The 19688-nt window shown below is 72.2% G+C and carries 15 protein-coding genes and 1 pseudogene; 1 reads left to right on the forward strand and 15 read right to left on the reverse strand.

What is annotated here, in order from left to right; genetic code table 11:
• Nucleotides 1-44: 44 nt before the first annotated feature.
• The 13 genes and pseudogenes from ACH4F2_RS02745 to ACH4F2_RS02805 form a co-directional block, all read right to left on the reverse strand.
• Nucleotides 45-713 carry an IclR family transcriptional regulator gene (locus ACH4F2_RS02745; protein WP_398130863.1) on the reverse strand — a complete coding sequence of 223 codons (669 nt, stop codon included), beginning with the start codon at nucleotides 711-713 and terminating at the stop codon, nucleotides 45-47.
• Nucleotides 714-1013: 300 nt separating this feature from the next.
• The gene (locus ACH4F2_RS02750) at nucleotides 1014-2807 is read right to left on the reverse strand and encodes a DEAD/DEAH box helicase (RefSeq protein WP_398130864.1); all 1794 of its coding nucleotides are present in this window, start codon (nucleotides 2805-2807) and stop codon (nucleotides 1014-1016) included.
• 181 nt (nucleotides 2808-2988) lie between these two features.
• Nucleotides 2989-3164, reverse strand: a pseudogene (locus ACH4F2_RS02755) (MFS transporter); the annotation flags it as partial.
• Nucleotides 3165-3210: 46 nt separating this feature from the next.
• Nucleotides 3211-3891, reverse strand: a complete 681-nt coding sequence (locus ACH4F2_RS02760) for an SUKH-4 family immunity protein (protein ID WP_398130865.1) — start codon at nucleotides 3889-3891, stop codon at nucleotides 3211-3213.
• A gap of 230 nt (nucleotides 3892-4121) precedes the next feature.
• Complete coding sequence (locus tag ACH4F2_RS02765; RefSeq protein ID WP_398130866.1) at nucleotides 4122-6440, reverse strand: xanthine dehydrogenase family protein molybdopterin-binding subunit; 2319 nt, start codon at nucleotides 6438-6440, stop codon at nucleotides 4122-4124.
• Nucleotides 6437-8386 carry a 2Fe-2S iron-sulfur cluster-binding protein gene (locus tag ACH4F2_RS02770; RefSeq protein ID WP_398130867.1) on the reverse strand — a complete coding sequence of 650 codons (1950 nt, stop codon included), beginning with the start codon at nucleotides 8384-8386 and terminating at the stop codon, nucleotides 6437-6439. The genes ACH4F2_RS02765 and ACH4F2_RS02770 overlap by 4 nt, the downstream gene beginning before the upstream one ends.
• On the reverse strand, nucleotides 8383-9276 hold the full coding sequence (locus ACH4F2_RS02775; protein WP_398130868.1) for an FAD binding domain-containing protein: 894 nt from the start codon (nucleotides 9274-9276) through the stop codon (nucleotides 8383-8385). The genes ACH4F2_RS02770 and ACH4F2_RS02775 overlap by 4 nt, the downstream gene beginning before the upstream one ends.
• A gap of 284 nt (nucleotides 9277-9560) precedes the next feature.
• Entirely contained in the window at nucleotides 9561-11222 is a 1662-nt protein-coding gene (locus ACH4F2_RS02780) for a beta-N-acetylhexosaminidase (RefSeq protein ID WP_398130869.1), read from the reverse strand.
• A 10-nt stretch (nucleotides 11223-11232) separates the two neighbouring features.
• Nucleotides 11233-12063 (reverse strand): carbohydrate ABC transporter permease, encoded by an 831-nt coding sequence (locus ACH4F2_RS02785; RefSeq protein WP_398130870.1) that lies wholly within the window; start codon nucleotides 12061-12063, stop codon nucleotides 11233-11235.
• An 11-nt stretch (nucleotides 12064-12074) separates the two neighbouring features.
• A complete protein-coding gene (locus tag ACH4F2_RS02790) occupies nucleotides 12075-13067 on the reverse strand; it encodes a carbohydrate ABC transporter permease (RefSeq protein WP_398130871.1) in 993 nt (330 codons plus the stop codon).
• On the reverse strand, nucleotides 13064-14362 hold the full coding sequence (locus tag ACH4F2_RS02795) for an extracellular solute-binding protein (RefSeq protein WP_398130872.1): 1299 nt from the start codon (nucleotides 14360-14362) through the stop codon (nucleotides 13064-13066). Before ACH4F2_RS02795 ends, ACH4F2_RS02790 begins: the two co-directional genes overlap by 4 nt.
• A 187-nt stretch (nucleotides 14363-14549) precedes the next feature.
• The gene (locus ACH4F2_RS02800; protein ID WP_398130873.1) at nucleotides 14550-14837 is read right to left on the reverse strand and encodes a DUF3039 domain-containing protein; all 288 of its coding nucleotides are present in this window, start codon (nucleotides 14835-14837) and stop codon (nucleotides 14550-14552) included.
• Between the two features lie 73 nt (nucleotides 14838-14910).
• Nucleotides 14911-15483: a YqgE/AlgH family protein gene (locus tag ACH4F2_RS02805; protein WP_398130874.1), complete on the reverse strand. Its 573-nt coding sequence runs from the start codon at nucleotides 15481-15483 to the stop codon at nucleotides 14911-14913.
• 235 nt (nucleotides 15484-15718) lie between these two features.
• Between ACH4F2_RS02805 and murA the strand changes: the two genes are divergently transcribed.
• On the forward strand, nucleotides 15719-17065 hold the full coding sequence (murA, locus tag ACH4F2_RS02810) for a UDP-N-acetylglucosamine 1-carboxyvinyltransferase (RefSeq protein WP_398130875.1): 1347 nt from the start codon (nucleotides 15719-15721) through the stop codon (nucleotides 17063-17065).
• A gap of 78 nt (nucleotides 17066-17143) precedes the next feature.
• On the opposite strand, the gene ACH4F2_RS02815 is transcribed toward murA, so the two are convergent.
• Nucleotides 17144-17425, reverse strand: a complete 282-nt coding sequence (locus ACH4F2_RS02815; protein WP_003950507.1) for an HU family DNA-binding protein — start codon at nucleotides 17423-17425, stop codon at nucleotides 17144-17146.
• A gap of 352 nt (nucleotides 17426-17777) precedes the next feature.
• Entirely contained in the window at nucleotides 17778-19193 is a 1416-nt protein-coding gene (locus ACH4F2_RS02820) for an NAD-dependent malic enzyme (RefSeq protein WP_398130876.1), read from the reverse strand.
• Nucleotides 19194-19688: the final 495 nt, after the last annotated feature.

Here is a 19688-nt window from a genome sequence, read left to right on the forward strand (position 1 = left end):
GCGCGGCCCAGCGTGCCGGGGTGCCGTCGCGGAGGTCGGCGCGGCTAGCGCAACGCCTCCGCCACCTCACGCGCCGCGTCCATCACCCGCGCCCCCACCCGCTCCGGCACCACGTCGGACAGCATCACCACGCCGACGCTGCCCTCCACTCCCGTCACCCCGAGGAGCGGTGCGGCGGCGCCGCAGGCGCCCGCCTCCAGCTCCCCGTGGGTCAGGGTGTACCCGGGCCCGCCCCCCGCCTCACCGGTGCCGGCGCCGGCCGGTGCCTGCTGCCGCGCGGAGAGGATCGCCTTGCCCGCGGCCCCCCGCTCCAGCGGATGCCGGAAGCCCGCCCGGTAGGCCACGTGATAGTCCGTCCAGGTCGGCTCGACGACGGCCACGGCCAGCGCCTCCGCCCCGTCGACCAGCGTCAGGTGGGCCGTCGCCCCGATGTCCTCGGCCAGCGAACGCAGCGCGGGCATCGCCGCCTCGCGCACCAGCGGGTGCACCTGGCGGCCGAGCCCCAGCACACCGAGTCCGACCCGGGCTCGTCCGCCCAGGTCACGGCGTACGAGTGCGTGCTGCTCCAGCGTGGCGAGCAACCGGTACACGACGGTCCGGTTCACGCCCAGTTTGTGGGACAGCTCGGTGACGGTCAGCCCGTGGTCCGTGTCGGCGAGCAGTTTGAGGACACGCAGTCCCCGGTCGAGCGTCTGAGAGGTCTCCGCGGTCACGACGCCCACTCCTTAGTGGTGAGGTCGGCGGCCCTCCTCGCGGCGATGCGTCACCGAGTCCCGTCAGTGACGCGCTTCAGAGGCCGCCGATCGGCTGACGTCCCGGTGTTGCCCGGGCCCAGTCGCTTCACGGCTGCGCTCCGCGGCGGCGCTGCCACGGGGCGTGTGCGTAGCGGGACAGTAGCGACCTGGTTCGCTCAGCGGAAGGCTCCGTCCAGAATCCGGGCGGCTACCGGTGGGGACTACTTGTGTTTGTCCCGATACGTACAGCGCACGCGGGCGGCGCCCACGCCCCGCAGGTCACTTCATGCGGGTGGCCCACTCCTGCACCTTGGTGATGCGCTGGCGCAGCTGCCCGGCGGTGGCCTCGGCGCTGGGCGGGCCCCCGCACACCCGGCGCAGTTCGGTGTGGATCACGCCGTGCGGCTTGCCGCTCTGGTGGACGTAGGCGCCGACCATGGTGTTGAGCTGCTTGCGCAGCTCCATCAGCTCCTTGTGCGAGACGACCGGGCGCCGCTCGGCGGGCAGTTCGATCAGGTCGGCCTCTTCGTCGGGCTTCTTGCGGCTGTGCGCGATCTGCCGGGCCTGCCGCTTCTGCAGCAGCAGCTGCACCTGGTCGGGTTCGAGGAGCCCGGGGATGCCGAGGTAGTCCTGCTCCTCCTCACTGCCCGGGTGGGCCTGCATGCCGAACTCGGCGCCGTTGTACATGACCCGGTCGAAGACGGCGTCGGACTCCAGTGCCTCGAAGGGCAGCATGTCCTCGCCGGTGTCCTCGTCCTGCTCCCGGTTCGCCTCGTCCATCTCCTTCTCGGACTCGGCGTACGGGTCCTCCTCGCCCTCCTTCTTGGGCTTGTCGAGGACGTGGTCGCGTTCGCGCTCCATCTCGTTGGCGAAGGTGAGCAGGTCGGGCACGGTCGGCAGGAACACGGAGGCGGTCTCGCCGCGCCGCCTGGACCGTACGAAACGGCCGACGGCCTGGGCGAAGAACAACGGCGTGGAGATGGTGGTGGCGTACACGCCGACCGCGAGGCGGGGCACGTCGACGCCCTCGGACACCATGCGGACGGCGACCATCCACCGGTCGGTGTTCGCGCTGAAGTCGTCGATGTTCTTGGAGGCGCCGGTGTCGTCGGAGAGCACGACGGTGGCCTTGCTGCCGGTGATCTCGCGGATCAGCTTGGCGTAGGCGCGGGCGGAGTCCTGGTCGGCGGCGATGACGAGGGCGCCGGCGTCCGGGATGGCCTTCCTGACCTCGGTGAGCCGCTGGTCGGCGGCGCGCAGCACGGCGGGCATCCACTCGCCGCGCGGGTCCAGCGCGGTGCGCCAGGCCTGGCTGACGGCGTCCTTGGTCATGGGCTCGCCGAGCCGGGCGGCGATCTCGTCGCCCGCCTTGGTGCGCCAGCGCATGTTGCCGCTGTAGCTCATGAAGATGACGGGACGCACGACGCCGTCGGCGAGCGCGGAGCCGTACCCGTAGGTGTAGTCGGCGGCGGAGCGCCGGATGCCGTCGTTGCCCTCCTCGTACGTGACGAAGGGGATCGGGTTGGTGTCGGAGCGGAACGGCGTACCGGTCAGGGCGAGCCGCCGGGTGGCCGGCTCGAACGCCTCCAGGCAGGCCTCGCCCCAGGACTTGGAGTCACCGGCGTGGTGGATCTCGTCGAGGATGACGAGGGTCTTGCGCTGCTCGACGCGGTTGCGGTGCAGCATGGGCCGGACGCCGACACCGGCGTAGGTGATGGCGATGCCGTGGTACTCGCGGCTGAGCGGGCCCGCGCTGTACTCGGGGTCGAGCTTGATCCCTATCCGGGCCGCGGCCTCCGCCCACTGCTTCTTCAGGTGCTCGGTCGGCGCGACGACGGTCACCTGCTGCACGACATGGTGGTGCAGCAGCCAGGACGCGAGCGTCAGGGCGAAGGTGGTCTTGCCGGCGCCGGGCGTGGCGACCGCCAGGAAGTCCCGGGGCTGCTCCTGGAGGTACTTCTCCATCGCCCCCTCCTGCCAGGCCCGCAGCTTGCTGGCGGTGCCCCACGGGGCACGGCCGGGGAAGGCCGGGGACAGGTGGTGCGAGGTGCTGGAGCTGGCGGTGGTAGTCACGGTCTCCGAAGGGGGTAGAGCGGTCGGCCACGTATGACAACCGGGCCACCCTACCGGCGCCCCGACGCGATCGACGCGCGCACCGGGGCGGGTCACCCCCGGGTGGGACGGACGTCACAGCCGCCGCGGCGGCCCCACGGTCTTCGCGACCTCGCTGCCGCGGCGCTCACCGCCCCGGGCCCATCCCGAACAGGCTTGTCGTGAAGCATTCGGAGAACGCGAACGCGTACAGCGGCACCCCGTCCAGCTCCCGCGCCGCGACCGGCATCGCGGTACCGACGGCCGTCGCCTCGAAGACGATCGGACGACGACGGAGACGAAGCCGATGCTCAGCGCCCGGCAGGCGCGGCTCAGCACGGTCTCGGCGGGGGCGGTCTCACCGGCGGGCTCGGCTCGCGGGCGGTTACGCGGGTCCGCTCCCCGCCGAGGACTCCGGCAGCGTCGCGCGGCGCAGCGCCCACAGGGCGAGGGCGAGGGCGGACACGTCCGGCGTCAGGGCGTGGAGGGTGCCGTCGGAGGGTCTCCAGGTCAGGACGGCGCCCGTCGTGCCGTCGACGACGACGTGACCGCCGCCCGCCAGCAGACCCAGGCGTACGAGGTGGTCCGCGCGGTCGGGGGTCCGGTGCTCGGGGAACTCGTCACACCACTCGGCGAGCGTCGGCAGCGCCAGCGGCAGGTCGGCCGTGTCCAGCCGGAAGGGGTGGGCATCCTCGGGCAGGCCCGTCTCGCGCAGGAAGTGACGGGTCGGCTCGTGCTCCAGGGTGGCCGGGAAGTCGATGTCCTCGAAGCGCGTCACCCCGCCCCGGCCGAACTCCCGGTCCAGGAACCGGGCCGGCAGCCCCGGGGAGGGGGCCGGCGCCGTGCGGCGGCCGACCGTCAGGAGCAGGCAGCCCATCAGCGCGGACGTCCTCCACAGTGACGGCCTCGCGTCCGCCCCCTGCGACCACCAGGAGGCGCCGCGCGTCCACGACGGGTCCTCCACCGACGTCGCGAGACGGACCCGGGTCACCAGCGACGGCACCGCCCGGGCGGCGGACGCCGCCGAGCACGCCATGGTCGTCGTCCCGCTCGTGGCCACGTGCATCGTCTCCCCCGAGAGTGTGTGTCCGCCCGTGCGCGGGCGCCTGCCGTTCGCACTCCTTCGGAGACTACGCGCCGCCACTGACAACGCCCGCGCGTGCGGAACCCGTTCGACCGGTAGGACGCGCCGAGACCTCCGCCCGTTGCCTCACGCGCGCGGGAAGCTCACCCCTCCCGCACGTTCCGGACCGGTCCCGGCCCGTCGTCCCGCGCGCGGGACCGCGCGCGGGAGGCTCAGCCGCCGGTCACCACCGCGGCCTGCGGCCGGATCGGGAGCCGGTTCACGGGGCGCCCCGTGGCCGCGCGCACGGCGGAGGCGACGGCCGCCGGGGAGGCCACCACCGGTGCCGCGCTGACCGCCTTCGCGCCGAAGGGGGCGACCACGTCGCGTTCCTCGACCAGCTTCACGATCCGGATGTCCGGGGCGTCGAGCGCGGTCGGGAGGGCGTAGCCGGTCAGGTCGGGGTGGCGGATCAGGCCGCGCGGGGTGCGCAGGTTCTCGGTGAGCGCGATGCCGACGCCCTGGGTCACGCCCGCCTCGATCCGGGCGGTCAGCTGGGCCGGGTTGAGCACCCGGCCCACGTCCTGCGCGACGGCCAGCTCCACGACCCGTACCGAGCCGATCTCGACGTCGACGTCCACCACCGCGCGGATCGCGCAGAAGGCCATGCCGACGAAGGCGTCGCCCTGGCCGGCCTCGTCCAGCGGTTCGGTCGGGTGCGGGCGGCACTGGGCGGTGGCCCACAGTTCCTTGCCGTCCAGCGCCTCGGTGACCGTGGTCGACAGCACGCCGTCGTACGAGGTGATCTTGCCGTCGGCGATCTGGAGCAGCTCGGTCGACATCCCGAACTGGTGTGCCAAAGGCTGGAGGAGCTGGGTGCGGACCATCTTGGCCGCCCGTTCCACCGCGCCGCCCGACACCCACGTGTGGCGGCCCCGGCAGCCCGCGCCGGCCGGGGGCTGGTCGGTGTCGACGGGCGCCACCTGCACCTCGTCGATGCCGAGGGTGTCCTGGACGATCTGCCGGGCCAGCGTGGTGAAGCCCTGGCCGGTCTCGACGGCCGCGCACAGCACCGTCGCCACACCGCCTTGGACCTTCACGGTGGCCGTGGAGACCTCGTCCGCGCCCTCCGCGCCGAGCATGTGCACCATGCCGATGCCGTAGCCCACGCCCCGGCGCACCGCGCCCGGTTCACCCGCGCCCTCGGGGCCGCCGGGCAGCAGCCACTCGTCCTCGGGCGTGTCCTTGGGCAGGGCGGGCAGCGGGAAGTCCCGTACGGCCTGGAGGAGTTCGGCGACCGGGGCCGGACAGGTGACCGTCTGGCCCGTGGGAAGCACGTCCCCGGTGGCCAGTACGTTGCGCAGCCGCACCTCGGCGGGGTCGAGGCCGAGCTTCTTGGCGACCTTGTCCATCTGCGCCTCGTACGCGGCGCACACCTGCATGGCGCCCTCGCCGCGCACGTGGCCGGAGGGCGGGTTGTTGGTGCGCACGGCCCAGCCCTCGATGAAGGCGTTGGGGACGACGTACGGGCCGCAGGCGAACGCCACCGCGGCGGCCAGGGCGTCCGAGGATGTGTCGGCGTAGGCGCCCGCGTCGAGCAGGATCTGCGCCTCGACCTTCACCACCCGGCCCTCGGCGTCCGCGTGGTGGCGGTAGCGCAGGAGGGTGGGGTGCCGGTGCACGTGGCCGAGGAAGGACTCCTCGCGCGTGGCGGTCAGTTTCACCGGGCAGCCGGTCTTCAGCGCCAGCAGGCCGAGCGGCAGCTGGAAGCCCTGGTCCTCGCGGTCGGCGGTGGCGCCGGGCACCCCGGTGACGACGATTTTCACCTGTTCGGGTGCCAGGCCGTAGCACTCGGCGGCCGTGTCGCGGTCGGCGTGCGGGTCGGTGGAGGCCAGGTACAGTTCCACGCCGCCGTCCGGGCGCGGCACCGCGAGGCCCGCCTCGGCCCCTATGGGCGCCGGGTCCTGGCGGCCGATGCGGTACAGGCCCTCGACGACCACCTCGCCGGCCGCGTCCGGGTCGCCGTGCCGCAGCGGGATGTGCCGGATCAGGTTGCCGTCGGGGTGCAGCGGCTCGGCCTCGAAGGCCTGCTCCGGGTCGGTCACCGGGGCGAGCACCTCGTACTCGACGATGACGGCGGCGGCGGCCATCCGCGCGGTGTCCGGGTGGTCGGCGGCGACGGCCGCGATGGGCTCGCCGTGGTGGCGTACGACCTCGGAGGCGAACACCGGGCGGTCGGCCCGGCCGCCGCGTCCGTGCAGCGGGGCGCCGGGCACGTCCTCGTGGGTGACGACCGCCCGTACGCCGGGCATCTCGCGCGCGTGGGTGGTGTCGACGGACACGATGCGCGCGTGCGGGTGCGGTGAGCGCAGGACGGCCGCCCACAGCAGGCCCTCCGCCCACAGGTCGGCGGCGTACGGGAAGGTGCCCTCCGTCTTCGCGCGGGCGTCGGCGGGCGGCAGGGACGCGCCGAGGCCGTGCGGGATCGGCTCGGGGACGGGGGCCGTCCCGGTGGTTCCCGCGGCCTCCGCAGTCGCGGCGTCGTTGCTCACGCGTGGCCTCCGTCCTGGCCGTGGGGGCCGCCCTGCCCGTGGGGGCCGTGTGGGTCGTGGTGGGGGTCATGGCCGTGGGGCTCGTCACCGTAGGGCCGGCCGTGCGGCCCCCGGGAGTGCGGTCCCGCGTCCGGATTCCCGGACGGTGTGCCGGGCGGCCCCTGGGACTCGAACGCCGACGGGTTGACGCCGCCCGCGCCCGGGCCCGCCTGGTGCGGGATGCGGGGCTCGTCGGAGTCCGTGCCGTTCGCGTCGGCACCGGCGTGCGCCTCGCGCTCGGCGACGACCTCCTTGACCGCCTCCAGGACACCCCGGTAGCCGGAGCAGCGGCACAGGTTGCCGCACAGGGCCTGCCGGGCCTCCAGTTCGCTCGGCGCCGGGTTGCCCTCCAGGAGGTTGTGCACGGTCATCGCCATGCCGGGCACGCAGAAGCCGCACTGCACCGCGCCGCGCCGGGCGAGCGCCCGCTGCACGTCCGACGGCTGCCCGTCGGTGGCGAGGCCCTCGACCGTACGCACCTCGCTGCCGGCACTGGTCACGGCCGGGACCAGGCAGGAGGCGACCAGCCGTCCGTCGACCTGCACGTTGCAGGCGCCGCACTCGCCCTGCGAGCAGCCGTCCTTGGCGCCCGCGAGGCCGAGCCGCTCCCGCAGCACGTACAGCAGCGACTCGCCGATCCAGGCGTCGGTGACGGGCCGGTCGGCGCCGTTGACGCGCAGCACGTACGAGGCGAGGGGGTGTTCCTCGTTCAGTCCGGCGGGGGCCTGCTCCTGAGGGGCGGCCGGGGCGGCCCCGGAAGCAGCCGGGCCGAGGGGCGGACCGGCGTCGGGGCCGGGGTCGGGGTCGGGGTCGGGGTCGGGGTCGGGGTCGGTGCGAGGCTCGGCCTCCGGCTCCCGCTCACGCTCCCGGCCGTCCTCCTGCCCGTCTTCCTGCCTCTGCTCCTGCTCTCGCTCCTGCTCCTGCTCGGCGACGGGCGCCGGGCCCGCCACGGGCTCCTCCGCGGCCTCCGGGGCGGATTCCGCCTCCACGTTCTCGGTGGTGCCCTCGGGCGGCCCGGAGAGGCCTTCAGTGACCTCCTCGGCCGCCTCAGGCTCATCGGTCACCGCCGCGTCGGCCACCGGGGCCGGGGGGCCGCTCTCCGCGACGGGCTCGGTGGGCGCCTCCGCGTACGGACCGGCGGCCGGAGCGGGCTCCTCGGGCGCGGACGGGCGCTCGGCCGGCCGCTCCCCGCCGGGCGGCGCGGCCTCCGCCGTACGGTCGCCCCACGACTGCCCGGCCTGCTGCGTCGCCCAGGGCGCGGGGGCGCCGCCGGGCAGGGTGGCCGGCGCGGTGCCGCCCCACTGCTCGGCCAGGGACGACTGGGTGAACTCGCCCGACTCGTCCGGAAGGTCGCCGTCGGCGACGGGGATGGACCACTGCCCGGTGACGTCCTGCCCGGACGCGGCATCGGGCCCGGGCGCGGCGCCCTCCGCGGCCGCTGCCGCCGCCTCGGAGAAGTCCCACTGGGCGGTGGCCCCGGGCCGGTACGCGAACCGGTCGCCCTGTCCGGCGTCCGTGCCGTACGGCGCGTCCGTGCCGTACGGCGCGCTCCCGCCGTACGGGTCCTGCTGCGGGTACTCGGCGAACCCCTGGTGGGCCGCGGAGTCCTGCCCCGCGTCCGGGACCTGCCACTGCGTGCCGTCCACGGGTGCGGACGGCATCACCCAGGAACCGGTGGACGCCGGGTCGGTACCGGCGGTCGTGGCGGGCGCGACCGTGATCTGCGGCGGCACATAGCCGTGCCCGGGCGCGGCGAGCGGGCTGTCGGCGGAGGCCAGGAGCGCGTCCACACCGCCCTCGGGGAACTGGACGAAGGCGGTGGCGCCGTCGTCGTAGTCGCCCTGGGGCAGCGGGTCCCAGCGCCCCCCGCTCGGAGGCCTGCCCTCTCCGTGCTGGTCGTCGGTCACGACAGCGCCCTCCCCAGTGCTCGTCGGGCCAGCGCGGCGACGGTGCGCCGCATGTGCAGTACGGCCGGCGGGAGCTGCGGTACGGAACCGTCCTCGGCCGGGGCCGCGTCGGGGATGCAGGCGGCGGCGACGTACTCGCCGAAGGCGCTCAGGGCCTCCGGGACGATCGCGCGGCCGTTGTCCCAGTCGATGAGCGAGGCCACCCACTGCTCGGCCTCCAGGGGCCGCAGCGGCATCGGCGCGATGGCGCCGACGGCGCACCGCACCCCGCGCCGGGCGGGGTCGAGGACCAGCGCCACGGAGGCCATCGCGCGACCCGGACCGGTCCGGCCGGTCGCCTTCAGGAAGACCTGCGGCGCGTGCAGCAGCGGCACGCGCACGTAGCCGATGAGTTCGCCCGCGCGGAGCAGCTCCATGCCGGCCAGCAGGTGTGAGACCGGCATCTCCCGGCGGGCCCCGTCCGGGCCCGCGATGATCAGCGTCGCCTCCAGCGCGGCCAGCACCGGCAGCGCGTCGCCGGTGGGGGCGGCCGAGGCGATGTTGCCGCCCAGGGTGCCCGCGTTGCGGATCTGCGGGGGGCCCGCGGCGCGCGCGGCGGCGGCGAGCGCCGGGATGAGCGCGGCGAAGTCGGGGCGGCCCATGCGGGCGTGGGTGAGTCCCGCGCCGAGCAGCGCGTGACCGTCCAGGTACTGCCAGCCGCGGATCTCGCTGATCCGGCCCAGCCCGACCAGCGCGGCGGGCCTGAGCTGGCCGGAGTTGACGGCGGCCATCAGGTCGGTGCCGCCCGCGACCGGCACGGCGGCGGGCATGGCGGCCAGCGCCGCCACGGCCTCGTCCAGTGTCGTGGGCAGCGTGACGGCCTGCCCCGCCTGCGGTGCGTGCGTGGTCAACCCGACTGCCCCTTCCCGCTGTCCCACCTGGTCCCGCCCATGTGGCCGTACGGTACGACCTGACAGGGCGGACGTGGCAACTCTGGCACATCTTCGCAGGGCCCGAACGCGGGGGTCCGCTAGGAGGCATTCGCCCACCTCGTCGGCGAGATGGTCCGTTTTCGTACGGGATCTCCATCAATCGGCCGACACCCGGAGGCGCGCGGGATGAGCGAGAGTTGCCACTCTTCAGTGACGTTTCGGGGCGTTGCTTACCTGTTCGCCGTACTTGTTCGGCGTTCGCCTTACTTGTTCGGCGGCGGTCCGTCGATCGGTCGGCCGAGCACTCCGGGCCGCCGCTGCCAGGGCAGCGGGCCGCCCGGCGGCCGGTAGGTGACGCCCAGCGCGTCAAGTCGCCGGTAGTGGGCGGCCATCCGCCGCTCGAAGCCGGCGTAGTCCCGGTCGGCCGGGGCGGGCAGGGTGCTCCAGGCCACCTCGGCGAACGCGGCGAGCCGCGGGAACGTCTGGTAGTCCACGCGCCCCTGGTTCTCCATCACCTCGGTCCACACGTTCGCCTGGGTTCCGATCACGTGTCCGGACTCGTCCGGCGTCAGCTCCGCCGGAACCGGCTCGAACCGGTAGACGTCCTCCAGGGTGCGCACGAAGCCGATCGGCACGGGTTCGTCCTCGCCCGCGTGCTGCCGGTGGTCCAGGTACACCTGCTGCTCGGGGCACATGACGACGTCGTGCCCCGCGCGCGCGGCGGCGACCCCGCCCGCGTACCCGCGCCAGGAGGAGACGGCGGCACCCTTGGCCAGTCCGCCCTCCAGGATCTCGTCCCAGCCGATGAGCCGCCGTCCGCGTTCGGCGAGCCAGGTGTCGAAGTGCTGGATGAACCAGGCCTGGAGCTCGTCCTCGTCGGCGAGGGCGAGTTCCTCGATGCGTGCCTGCGCGGTGGCCGAGCGCCGCCACTGCTCCTTGGGGCATTCGTCGCCGCCGATGTGGATGAACTCCGAGGGGAAGAGCCCGAGCAGTTCCTCGAACACGCCCTCGTAGAACCGCAGGGTGTTGTCGGTGGGGGCGAGTACGTTCGGGGAGATCCCCCAGTTGTCCCAGACGGAGAGGGCGGTGGTGTCGACGACATCCGTGTTGCCGAGTTCCGGATACGCGGCGATGGCGGCCTGCGAGTGTCCGGGTACGTCGATCTCGGGTACGACGGTGATGTGCCGTTCGGCCGCGTAGGCGACGATCTCCCGGATGTCGTCCTGGGTGTAGTAACCGCCGTGGGGTTTGTCCTCCCAGAGCGGTGAGGCCCGGTGGCCGTATTTGGTGCGCGCCCGCCAGGAGCCGGTCTCGGTGAGCTTCGGGTGGCGTTCGATCTCGACGCGCCAGCCCTGGTCGTCCGTCAGGTGGAAGTGCAGGACGTTGAGTTTGTGTGCCGCCATCAGGTCCAGGTAGCGCAGGACGCCCTCCTTCGGCATGAAATGCCGGGCGACGTCCAGCATCAGGCCTCGCCAGGGGAAGCGGGGCGCGTCCTCGATGCGGACCAGCGGCAGCCTCCACCGCCGACCGGGGAGCGGCGCGCGCCGGAAGGCGTCCGGGCCGAGCAGTTGCCGCAGCGTCTGGGCGCCCCAGAAGAGGCCGGCCGGGCCCCCGCCCGCGAGGCGGACGCCGCCCGGTGTGACGCCGATGCGGTAGCCCTCGGCACCCAGCCCACCCTCGAGGGACAGGCGGACGGTGTTCTCGTCACCCTCCCCCGGTGCGAGCGGCAGGCCGGTGGCCGCGCCCAGGGTGGCGCGCAGCCAGCGTTCGGTGCCCTGCGTGCCGTCGCCCGCCACCACCTTGGTGTCCGGCCCCAGTTCGAAGAAGCCGTCGCCGTGGAACGCGGCTCGCCGGGGCCGGGGAATCGCGTCCGTCTCGTCGGTCGGTCCGGTCACTTCGGTCGTCACGTCCGTCTTTCCACTCATGTCGGTCACGTCAGTCCTTCACCGCTCCGCCGAGGCCGGAGACGAGTCGTCGTTGCACGAGTACGAAGAAGACCAGCACCGGAATCGTCATCACCGTGGACGCGGCCATCACCCCGCCCCAGTCCGGATCGTCCGGCTTGTAGAAGACCAGCAGCGCCATCGGCAGCGTCGACTGGGAGGTGTCGCTGATGATGAACGACTTGGCGAACAGGAAGTCGTTCCAGGTCGAGATGAAGGAGAAGACGCTGGTGGCCACCAGCCCCGGGAAGACCAGCGGGAATAGGATCTGCCACAGAAAACGCGCCCGGCTCGCCCCGTCGATGTAGGCGGCCTCCTCCAGCGCCTCGGGGACGGCTTTCACGAAGCCCCGCAGCATCCAGATCGCGAACGGCAGCGAGAAGGCGATGTGGGGCAGGATCAGCGAACCCAGCGTGTTCAGCTGGCCGAAGTCCCGCATGAGGAAGAACAGCGGAATCGTGAGGGCCTCCACGGGCACCATCTGGGCCACCAGGAACATGATCAGCAGGGTGGTCCGGAAACGGAACCGGAAACGCGTCACCGCGGTCGCCGCGAGGAACGCGATGAGCGCCGAGGCGATCACGACGGTGCCCGCCACCAGCAGGCTGTTGAGGAAGTACCGGCCGAATTCCTGCTGCCCGAAGACCCGCCGGAAGGAGTCCAGCGAGGGCGCCAGGGTCCACGGCCGCGGCTCGCTCGACTCGATCTCCCCGGCCGGTTTGAAGGCGCTCAGCACCATCCAGTACAGCGGGAAGGCCACCACGACCGAGATCAGCAGCGCCGACGCCTCGGCGGCCAGCCGCCACGGACGGCGCACACGCACGCGCGGAAGATTCACAGCTCCTCCCCCTGGCGGCGCAGCAGCCGCAGGTAGACCAGCGTCACGGCGAGCAGGATCAAGAGCATCACGACGCCGATCGCGGAGCCGAGGCTGTACTGCGAGGACGCGAACGCCTTCTGGTAGGCGTAGACGTTGAGGACGAGGTTCTGGCCGGCGATGCCGCCGCCGTTCGTCATGACGTAGATCTGGGTGAAGACCTTGAAGTCCCAGATGACCGACTGGATGGTGACGACCACCAGGATCGGCCGGAGCATCGGGGCGAGCACCGACCGCCAGATGCGCCACTGGGAGGCGCCGTCGAGCGCGGCGGCCTCCAGCACCTCTGCCGGGACGGCGCGGATACCGGCGTAGACGGTGACCATGACGAACGGGAAGGAGCACCAGACCACTTCGAGCAGGACGAGGGCGAAGGCGCTGTAGCGTCCGTACGTCCAGGAGTGGTCGCCGATCCCCAGCATCCGGTTGACGGGTCCGAAGTCCGGGTCGAACAGCAGCAGCCACACCGTCGACCCGGTGACCGCCGGCGTCGCCCACGCGCCGAGGGCGGCGAGCATCAGCGCGAGCCGCGGCACGGCCCGCACCCGGGTGAGCAGTACGGCGAGCGCACACCCGACGGCCAGCGTCGACACCACACAGGCCGCCGCGAACACAACGGTGGCGAGCAGCACCCGCCAGAACTCACCGTCCCCGAACAACTCGGCGTAGTTCCCGAACCCCTTGAAGGTGGTCGGCTCCCCACCGGACACCTGGGCCTGCGTGTACTCCAGGAAGGAGATCAGCCCGAGCTGGTAGACGGGGTAGACGAGCAGCCCACCAAGGACCACGAGAGCGGGGGCGAGGTAGATCCAGGGGGTGCCGGCAGCGCCCCGAAAGGGGCGCGGGGCTGTGCTGGGTCTGCGGCTGCCGCCGCGGGGGCGCGACAGGCCACGACTCGCCGGCACCCGTTCGCGAACCGCACCCCCCGAGCTCTTGGGCACCCCCGTCACCCGGCGGAGCCGAACGCGTCGTCCATCTTCCGAGCCGCGTCCCCAGCGGCGGCCCCGACGTCCTTCTTGCCGCTGACCACCTCCTGGAACATGGTCGGCAGCACCTGCGACGAGTCGATCGCCGCCCATGCGGCCGAGGCCGGCACGAACTCGGTCCCCGCGGCCAGGGTGTCGACGAACGGCTTCACGAACGGCTCCTCGGCCGCGACCCGCTGCCGTACGTCGGTGAAGGTCGGCAGGAAGCCCATCGCGCCGAACATCTCGCCCTGCGCCTCCTTCGACGCGAGCCGCTTCATCAGGTCGACGGCGAGGGTGCGGTGCGAGGTGCTCTTCAGGACGCCGATGTTGTTGCCACCGGCGAAGGCCGGGGCGATCGAGCCGGGCTCGGCTCCGGGCAGCGGCACGACCGCGTACTTGCCCTTCGCCTTCCCGGCCTCCACGGCCTGGCGGCTGAAGTCCCCGCCGATCGCCATGGCCGCCTTGCCGGAGGCGAACGCGGTGACGGTGTCGTTGCCGCCCATGCCGGCGCACTTGGCGGCGGGGCAGTTGTCGTCACCGAAGAGGGACGTGTACGCCTCGATGCCCTTCCGGGCGGCGGCGCTGTCGATCGCCGAAGCGTACGAACCGCCCTTGCCGGTGGCGAGTTCGCCGCCGTTCGCCCAGATGAAGGGCATCGCGCCGTAGGTGTAGGCGCCGCCGACGGCCATGCCGTAGAGGTCGGGTTTCGCGTCGCGGATCTTCTTCGCGGTGGACGCCAGTTCGTCCAGCGACTTGGGGGCCTTCAGGCCGAGTTCGTCGAAGACGTCGGTCCGGTAGTACAGGGCGCGGACGCCGACGAAGTAGGGGGCGCCGTAGATCCTGCCGTCCACGGTGACGGACTGCCGGGCGGTGGGGTCGGCGTCCTTGGCCTCGTCCCACGCTCCGAACTCCTCTGTGATGTCGAGGAGTCCGCCGTCCTTGACGTACCCGGCGGTGTCGGTGTTGCCGTACTCGATGACGTCGGGAGCGCTGCCGGGGTCGTTGAAGGCGGCCTTGATGCGCTGGGCGCGGGTCTCGACGGGGATGTACTCGACGTCGACCTTCGTGCCCTCGTGCGCCTTCTCGAAGTCGGCCAGGACGGCGTCGACGACCTTTTCCTTCGGTTTGGTGTTGACCTCCTGGAAGAGCCAGACACGTAGCGTGCCGCTCTTCTCGTCCTCGCCGGAGGAGGAGTTGTCGGACGTCTGGGGGGCGCAGGCGGTCGCGGTGACGACGGCGGCGGCCAGCAGTACGGCCAGGCGGGGGGCGAGCTTCATGGAGTGTTCCTCCGGGCGTGCGTTGCAACATATGCAATGACGGTTTCGCTCTGCACAACACCCAGGAGGTTATGGAGTACATGAACATGTCCACAAGAGGTCTCGACCACTTCGTGACAACACGAAGGCCCCGGGAGTGCGCGCGGGCACACTCCGGGGGCCTCGGGGACCTCGGCCGGGAGAGCTGCTACTTCTTCTTGTCGCCGCCCTTGCCCTCGTCGCCGCCGCCGCTCATGGACTCGTAGATCTCCTTGCACATGGGGCAGACCGGGTACTTCTTCGGGTCGCGGCCCGGTACCCACACCTTGCCGCACAGCGCCACGACGGGGGTGCCGTCGAGGGCGCTCGCCATGATCTTGTCCTTCTGGACGTAATGGGCGAAGCGCTCGTGGTCACCGTCACCGTGGGAGGTCTGCGGCGTCGGCTCTACGAGGGTCCCCGTACCAGTCCCGCGCTCGGGCTCGAGAGTGCTCATGCCTGCCAGGGTACTGAAAGCCCGGGTATCGAAGCTCACACGCACCGACGGTGTCCGCCCGCCCGGCCGGAGATCAGTTGAGGGAGGGGTCGTCCGGGTACGTCGCCACCATCGCCAGTTCGCCCCGCTGGCGGCGCAGCACCTCGCGCCAGAGTCTGTCGGGGGCCGGGCAGGACACGTCGCCGGGCTCGGACTCGACCACGTACCAGGCACCCTCCGCCAGCTCGTCCTCCAGCTGGCCGGGGCCCCAGCCGGCGTAACCGGCGAAGATCCGCAGCGCCCCGAGGGCGGGGGCCAGCAGCTCCGGCGGCGCCTCCAGGTCGACCAGGCCGATCGCGCCGTGCACCCGGCGCCAGCCCAGCGGCGCCGCCTCTCCGGCCGCCCCGCCGGGGACGACGGCGACCCCCAGGGCCGAGTCGAGCGACACCGGGCCGCCCTGGAAGACGACGCCGGGTTCCCCGGCCAGGTCGGCCCAGCCCTCCAGGATGTCCCCCACGCCGACCGGCGTGGGGCGGTTGAGGACGACGCCGAGGGAGCCCTCCTCGTCGTGGTCGAGGAGGAGCACCACCGCGCGCTCGAAGTTCGGGTCCGCCAGGGCGGGTGTTGCCACGAGCAGCCGCCCTGTGAGCGAGGACACCTCGGTCATGCCTGACATGATCCCGCATGTTCCCCTCCCGTGGGGAGGCAATCGGGGGCACGGGGGTGAACGCGAGCACCTCGCGCGCCCCGCGGCAGTGACCCCCCGTGCGCGCCGGTGGACACCGCGTGTTGTGACAAACCCATGACGTTGCCCGACCGTGCACGGACTTACTCGAGGGGGGTACAAGACGATTACCCTTTCCCTTCTGGCCCCTGCCCAACCCCCACGGAACGCGAGATTCATGACCGTCAACGGCGCTGATGACGTACTGCTTGTCCACGGCGGAAACCCGCTGGAGGGCGAGCTCCGGGTCCGCGGTGCGAAGAACCTCGTGCCGAAGGCCATGGTGGCCGCCCTGCTGGGCAGTGCGCCGAGTCGGCTGCGCAATGTGCCGGACATCCGCGACGTGCGGGTCGTACGCGGACTGCTGCAACTGCACGGGGTGACCGTCCGTCCGGGGGAGGAGCCCGGCGAGCTGGTGCTCGACCCCTCGCACGTGGAGAGCGCGAACGTCGCGGACATCGACGCCCACGCGGGCTCGTCGCGCATTCCGATCCTGTTCTGCGGTCCCCTGCTGCACCGCCTCGGCCACGCCTTCATCCCGGGCCTGGGCGGCTGCGACATCGGCGGCCGGCCCATCGACTTCCACTTCGAGGTGCTGCGGCAGTTCGGCGCGAAGATCGAGAAGCGGGCGGACGGCCAGTACCTGGAGGCCCCGCAGCGGCTGCGCGGTACGAAGATCAACCTGCCGTACCCGTCCGTCGGCGCGACCGAGCAGGTGCTGCTGACGGCCGTGCTGGCCGAGGGCGTCACGGAGCTGTCCAACGCGGCCGTGGAGCCGGAGATCGAGGACCTGATCTGCGTCCTGCAGAAAATGGGCGCGATCATCGCGATGGACACCGACCGCACGATCCGCATCACCGGTGTGGACGAGCTCGGCGGCTACACCCACCGTGCCCTCTCGGACCGCCTGGAGGCCGCCTCCTGGGCCTCGGCGGCGCTGGCGACCGAGGGGAACGTCTACGTCCGGGGCGCCCAGCAGCGCTCGATGATGACGTTCCTGAACACCTTCCGGAAGGTGGGCGGCGCCTTCGAGATCGACGACGAGGGCATCCGCTTCTGGCACCCGGGCGGTCAGCTGAAGTCCATCGCCCTGGAGACGGACGTGCACCCCGGCTTCCAGACGGACTGGCAGCAGCCCCTGGTGGTCGCCCTGACGCAGGCCACGGGCCTGTCCATCGTCCACGAGACGGTCTACGAGTCCCGTCTCGGCTTCACGTCCGCGCTCAACCAGATGGGCGCGCACATCCAGCTCTACCGCGAGTGCCTCGGCGGCTCCCACTGCCGCTTCGGCCAGCGCAACTTCCTGCACTCGGCCGTCGTGTCCGGACCGACCAAGCTGGAGGGTGCCGACCTGGTCATCCCCGACCTGCGCGGCGGCTTCTCCTACCTCATCGCCGCCCTCGCGGCCCAGGGCACCTCCCGGGTCCACGGCATCGACCTGATCAACCGGGGCTACGAGAACTTCATGGAGAAGCTCGTGGAGCTGGGCGCGAAGGTCGAGCTGCCGGGCAAGGCACTCGGCTGACGGTGCGGATGCGCGCCGACGGCGCGCGGACATGAAAGGGGCGGCCACCCGGAGGTGGCCGCCCCTTTCAGGTCAGGCTCACTTGCCCTTCGCGGCTTCCTTCAGCTTGGAGCCCGCGGAGACCTTGACGCTGTAGCCGGCCGGGATCTGGATCGGCTCGCCGGTCTGCGGGTTGCGGGCGGTGCGAGCGGCACGGTGGGTGCGCTCGAAGGTCAGGAAGCCGGGGATGGTGACCTTCTCGTCGCCCTTGGAGACGATGTCGCCGACAACCTCGGCGAACGCGGCCAGCACGGCGTCGGCGTCCTTGCGGGTCACCTCGGCGCGGTCGGCCAGCGCGGCCACCAGCTCACTGCGGTTCATGTTGTTACTCCCGTGTTCTTCTTGCCGTTGAGGCGTGCCACGCGGCGGAGCCGCATGCTGGGCACAGCGATGCCGATGCTGCCAGGGCCCTCGGACAATCCCCGGACCCGGGTCGGTCGTCAGACCCTCGCGCCCAGGGAGGCATCCTGCCTCCACCTGCGGCGGTAAAGCCAATCCGGCACCCCCAGGAGTCGTGGGAACACCCTTGGGAGTCACCACGAGGAGAGGGCCTGAGCCTTGCGCAACCCTAGAGGGCGATCCGAGGCCCGACATCCCACGACGCGCCGGAGGGGCGGCCCGCCGTGGTGATCCTCACCACCACACCACAGGCCGCACACACTCCGTCCGGGTGCTACGCCACCACTCCGGCGGCCTTCGCCGCGTCCCGCACGGCGCCCGCGACGGCACCGGCGACCTTGTCGTTGAAGACGCTGGGGATGATGTAGTTCGGGTTGATCTCGTCCTCCGTCACCACGTCCGCGAGGGCGTGCGCGGCGGCCAGCATCATCTCGGTGTTGACGGTGCGGGACTGGGCGTCCAGCAGGCCGCGGAAGACGCCCGGGAAGACCAGCACGTTGTTGATCTGGTTCGGGAAGTCGGAGCGGCCGGTGGCGACGACCGCCGCGGTCTGACGGGCGATCGCCGGGTCGACCTCGGGGTCGGGGTTCGCGAGCGCGAACACGATCGCGCCGTCCGCCATGGCGGCCACGTCGTCGCCGTCCAGGACGTTGGGGGCCGAGACGCCGATGAAGACGTCCGCGCCGTGCACGGCCTCCTTCAGGGTGCCGGTGAGGCCCTCGGGGTTGGTGTTGTCGGCGATCCAGCGCAGCGCCGACTCGGGTGCGGCGTCGACGAGGTCGGCGCGGCCGGAGTGCACCACGCCGTGGATGTCGGCGACGACGGCGTTCTTCACACCGGCGGCGAGCAGCAGCTTCAGGATGGCCGTACCGGCGGCGCCGGCGCCGGACATGACGACCCGTACGTTCTCGATGGGCTTGTCGACCACGCGCAGGGCGTTGGTGAGGGCGGCGAGCACGACGATCGCGGTGCCGTGCTGGTCGTCGTGGAAGACGGGGATGTCGAGGGCCTCGCGCAGCCGGGCCTCGATCTCGAAGCAGCGGGGCGCGGAGATGTCCTCCAGGTTGATGCCGGCGAAGCCCGGGGCGATGGCCTTCACGATCTCGACGATCGCGTCGGTGTCCTGGGTGTCGAGGCAGAGCGGCCACGCGTCGATGCCGGCGAATCGCTTGAACAGGGCCGCCTTGCCCTCCATGACCGGCAGCGCGGCCTTCGGGCCGATGTTGCCGAGGCCCAGCACCGCCGAGCCGTCCGTCACGACCGCAACGGAGTTGCGCTTGATGGTGAGGCGGCGGGCGTCCTCGGGGTTCTCGGCGATCGCCATGCAGACGCGGGCCACACCCGGCGTGTAGATCATGGAGAGGTCGTCGCGGTTGCGGATGGGGTGCTTAGACGCCATCTCGATCTTGCCGCCGAGGTGCATGAGGAAGGTACGGTCGGAGACCTTGCCCAGGCTGACGCCCTCGATGCCGCGCAGCTGCTCCACGATCTCGTCCGCGTGGGAGGTCGAGCCGGCCGCGATGGTGACGTCGATACGGAGCTTGTCGTGGCCGGAGGCCGTGACGTCGAGGCCGGTGACCGAGCCGCCGGCGGACTCCACCGCGGTGGTGAGCTGCGAGACCGCTGTCCCGCCCGCGGGCACCTCCAGTCGGACCGTCATCGAGTAGGAGACGCTGGGCGCCGTTGCCATGGCCGACTTCCTCTGCTTTCACCGTGTAACTGCGTTGTGCCGTCCGATCGTCGCACCTACCACTGGGTACGTGGTAGCCACCCCGGATTGCGAACTTTGTGTTCGCGCGCCGTCCACCATCAGTGAGGGCACTTTCGGAAAACGACTTCCACCATACGAGAAGTCGCGGGTCGAGGGAAGAGGGGAACCCGCCCGGGAAGGAAGCCGGGGGGACGGGAATTGTCTTGCGGGGATCGTTTGTTACCTTGGACGTGGCACCGGCTCGATCCAAGCCCCCGGGCCCAACCTTCGTCGCTACGAGCGACCACTTGCCGCGAGGCGAGCATGGCGGGTCGGTGCCGCTCAAACGAGAAGACGAGAGGCCCGCGCCGGGGCCACCGCGCGGGCCGCGCGTATGTCCCGGCAGTCCCACGCCGCAGTCGCGCCGCAGGTCCCGCACCCCCGCCGCCTCCGGCGCGTCCCCCCCGCACGAGACGACCCAGATAGGCAGAGCGT

The organism is Streptomyces sp. NPDC017890, from assembly GCF_044328675.1.
Classification (GTDB): domain Bacteria; phylum Actinomycetota; class Actinomycetes; order Streptomycetales; family Streptomycetaceae; genus Streptomyces.

What these genes read in the sequence shown, in the direction of transcription:
- ACH4F2_RS02760 (WP_398130865.1), bottom strand. Translation starts at nt 3,891, where the DNA reads ATGCACGTGGCCACGAGCGGGACGACGACCATGGCGTGCTCGGCGGCG.
- ACH4F2_RS02780 (WP_398130869.1), bottom strand. Translation starts at nt 11,222, where the DNA reads ATGAGTGGAAAGACGGACGTGACGACCGAAGTGACCGGACCGACCGAC.
- ACH4F2_RS02795 (WP_398130872.1), bottom strand. Translation starts at nt 14,362, where the DNA reads ATGAAGCTCGCCCCCCGCCTGGCCGTACTGCTGGCCGCCGCCGTCGTC.
- ACH4F2_RS02800 (WP_398130873.1), bottom strand. Translation starts at nt 14,837, where the DNA reads ATGAGCACTCTCGAGCCCGAGCGCGGGACTGGTACGGGGACCCTCGTA.
- ACH4F2_RS02805 (WP_398130874.1), bottom strand. Translation starts at nt 15,483, where the DNA reads ATGACCGAGGTGTCCTCGCTCACAGGGCGGCTGCTCGTGGCAACACCC.
- murA (WP_398130875.1), top strand. Translation starts at nt 15,719, where the DNA reads ATGACCGTCAACGGCGCTGATGACGTACTGCTTGTCCACGGCGGAAAC.
- ACH4F2_RS02815 (WP_003950507.1), bottom strand. Translation starts at nt 17,425, where the DNA reads ATGAACCGCAGTGAGCTGGTGGCCGCGCTGGCCGACCGCGCCGAGGTG.
- ACH4F2_RS02820 (WP_398130876.1), bottom strand. Translation starts at nt 19,193, where the DNA reads ATGGCAACGGCGCCCAGCGTCTCCTACTCGATGACGGTCCGACTGGAG.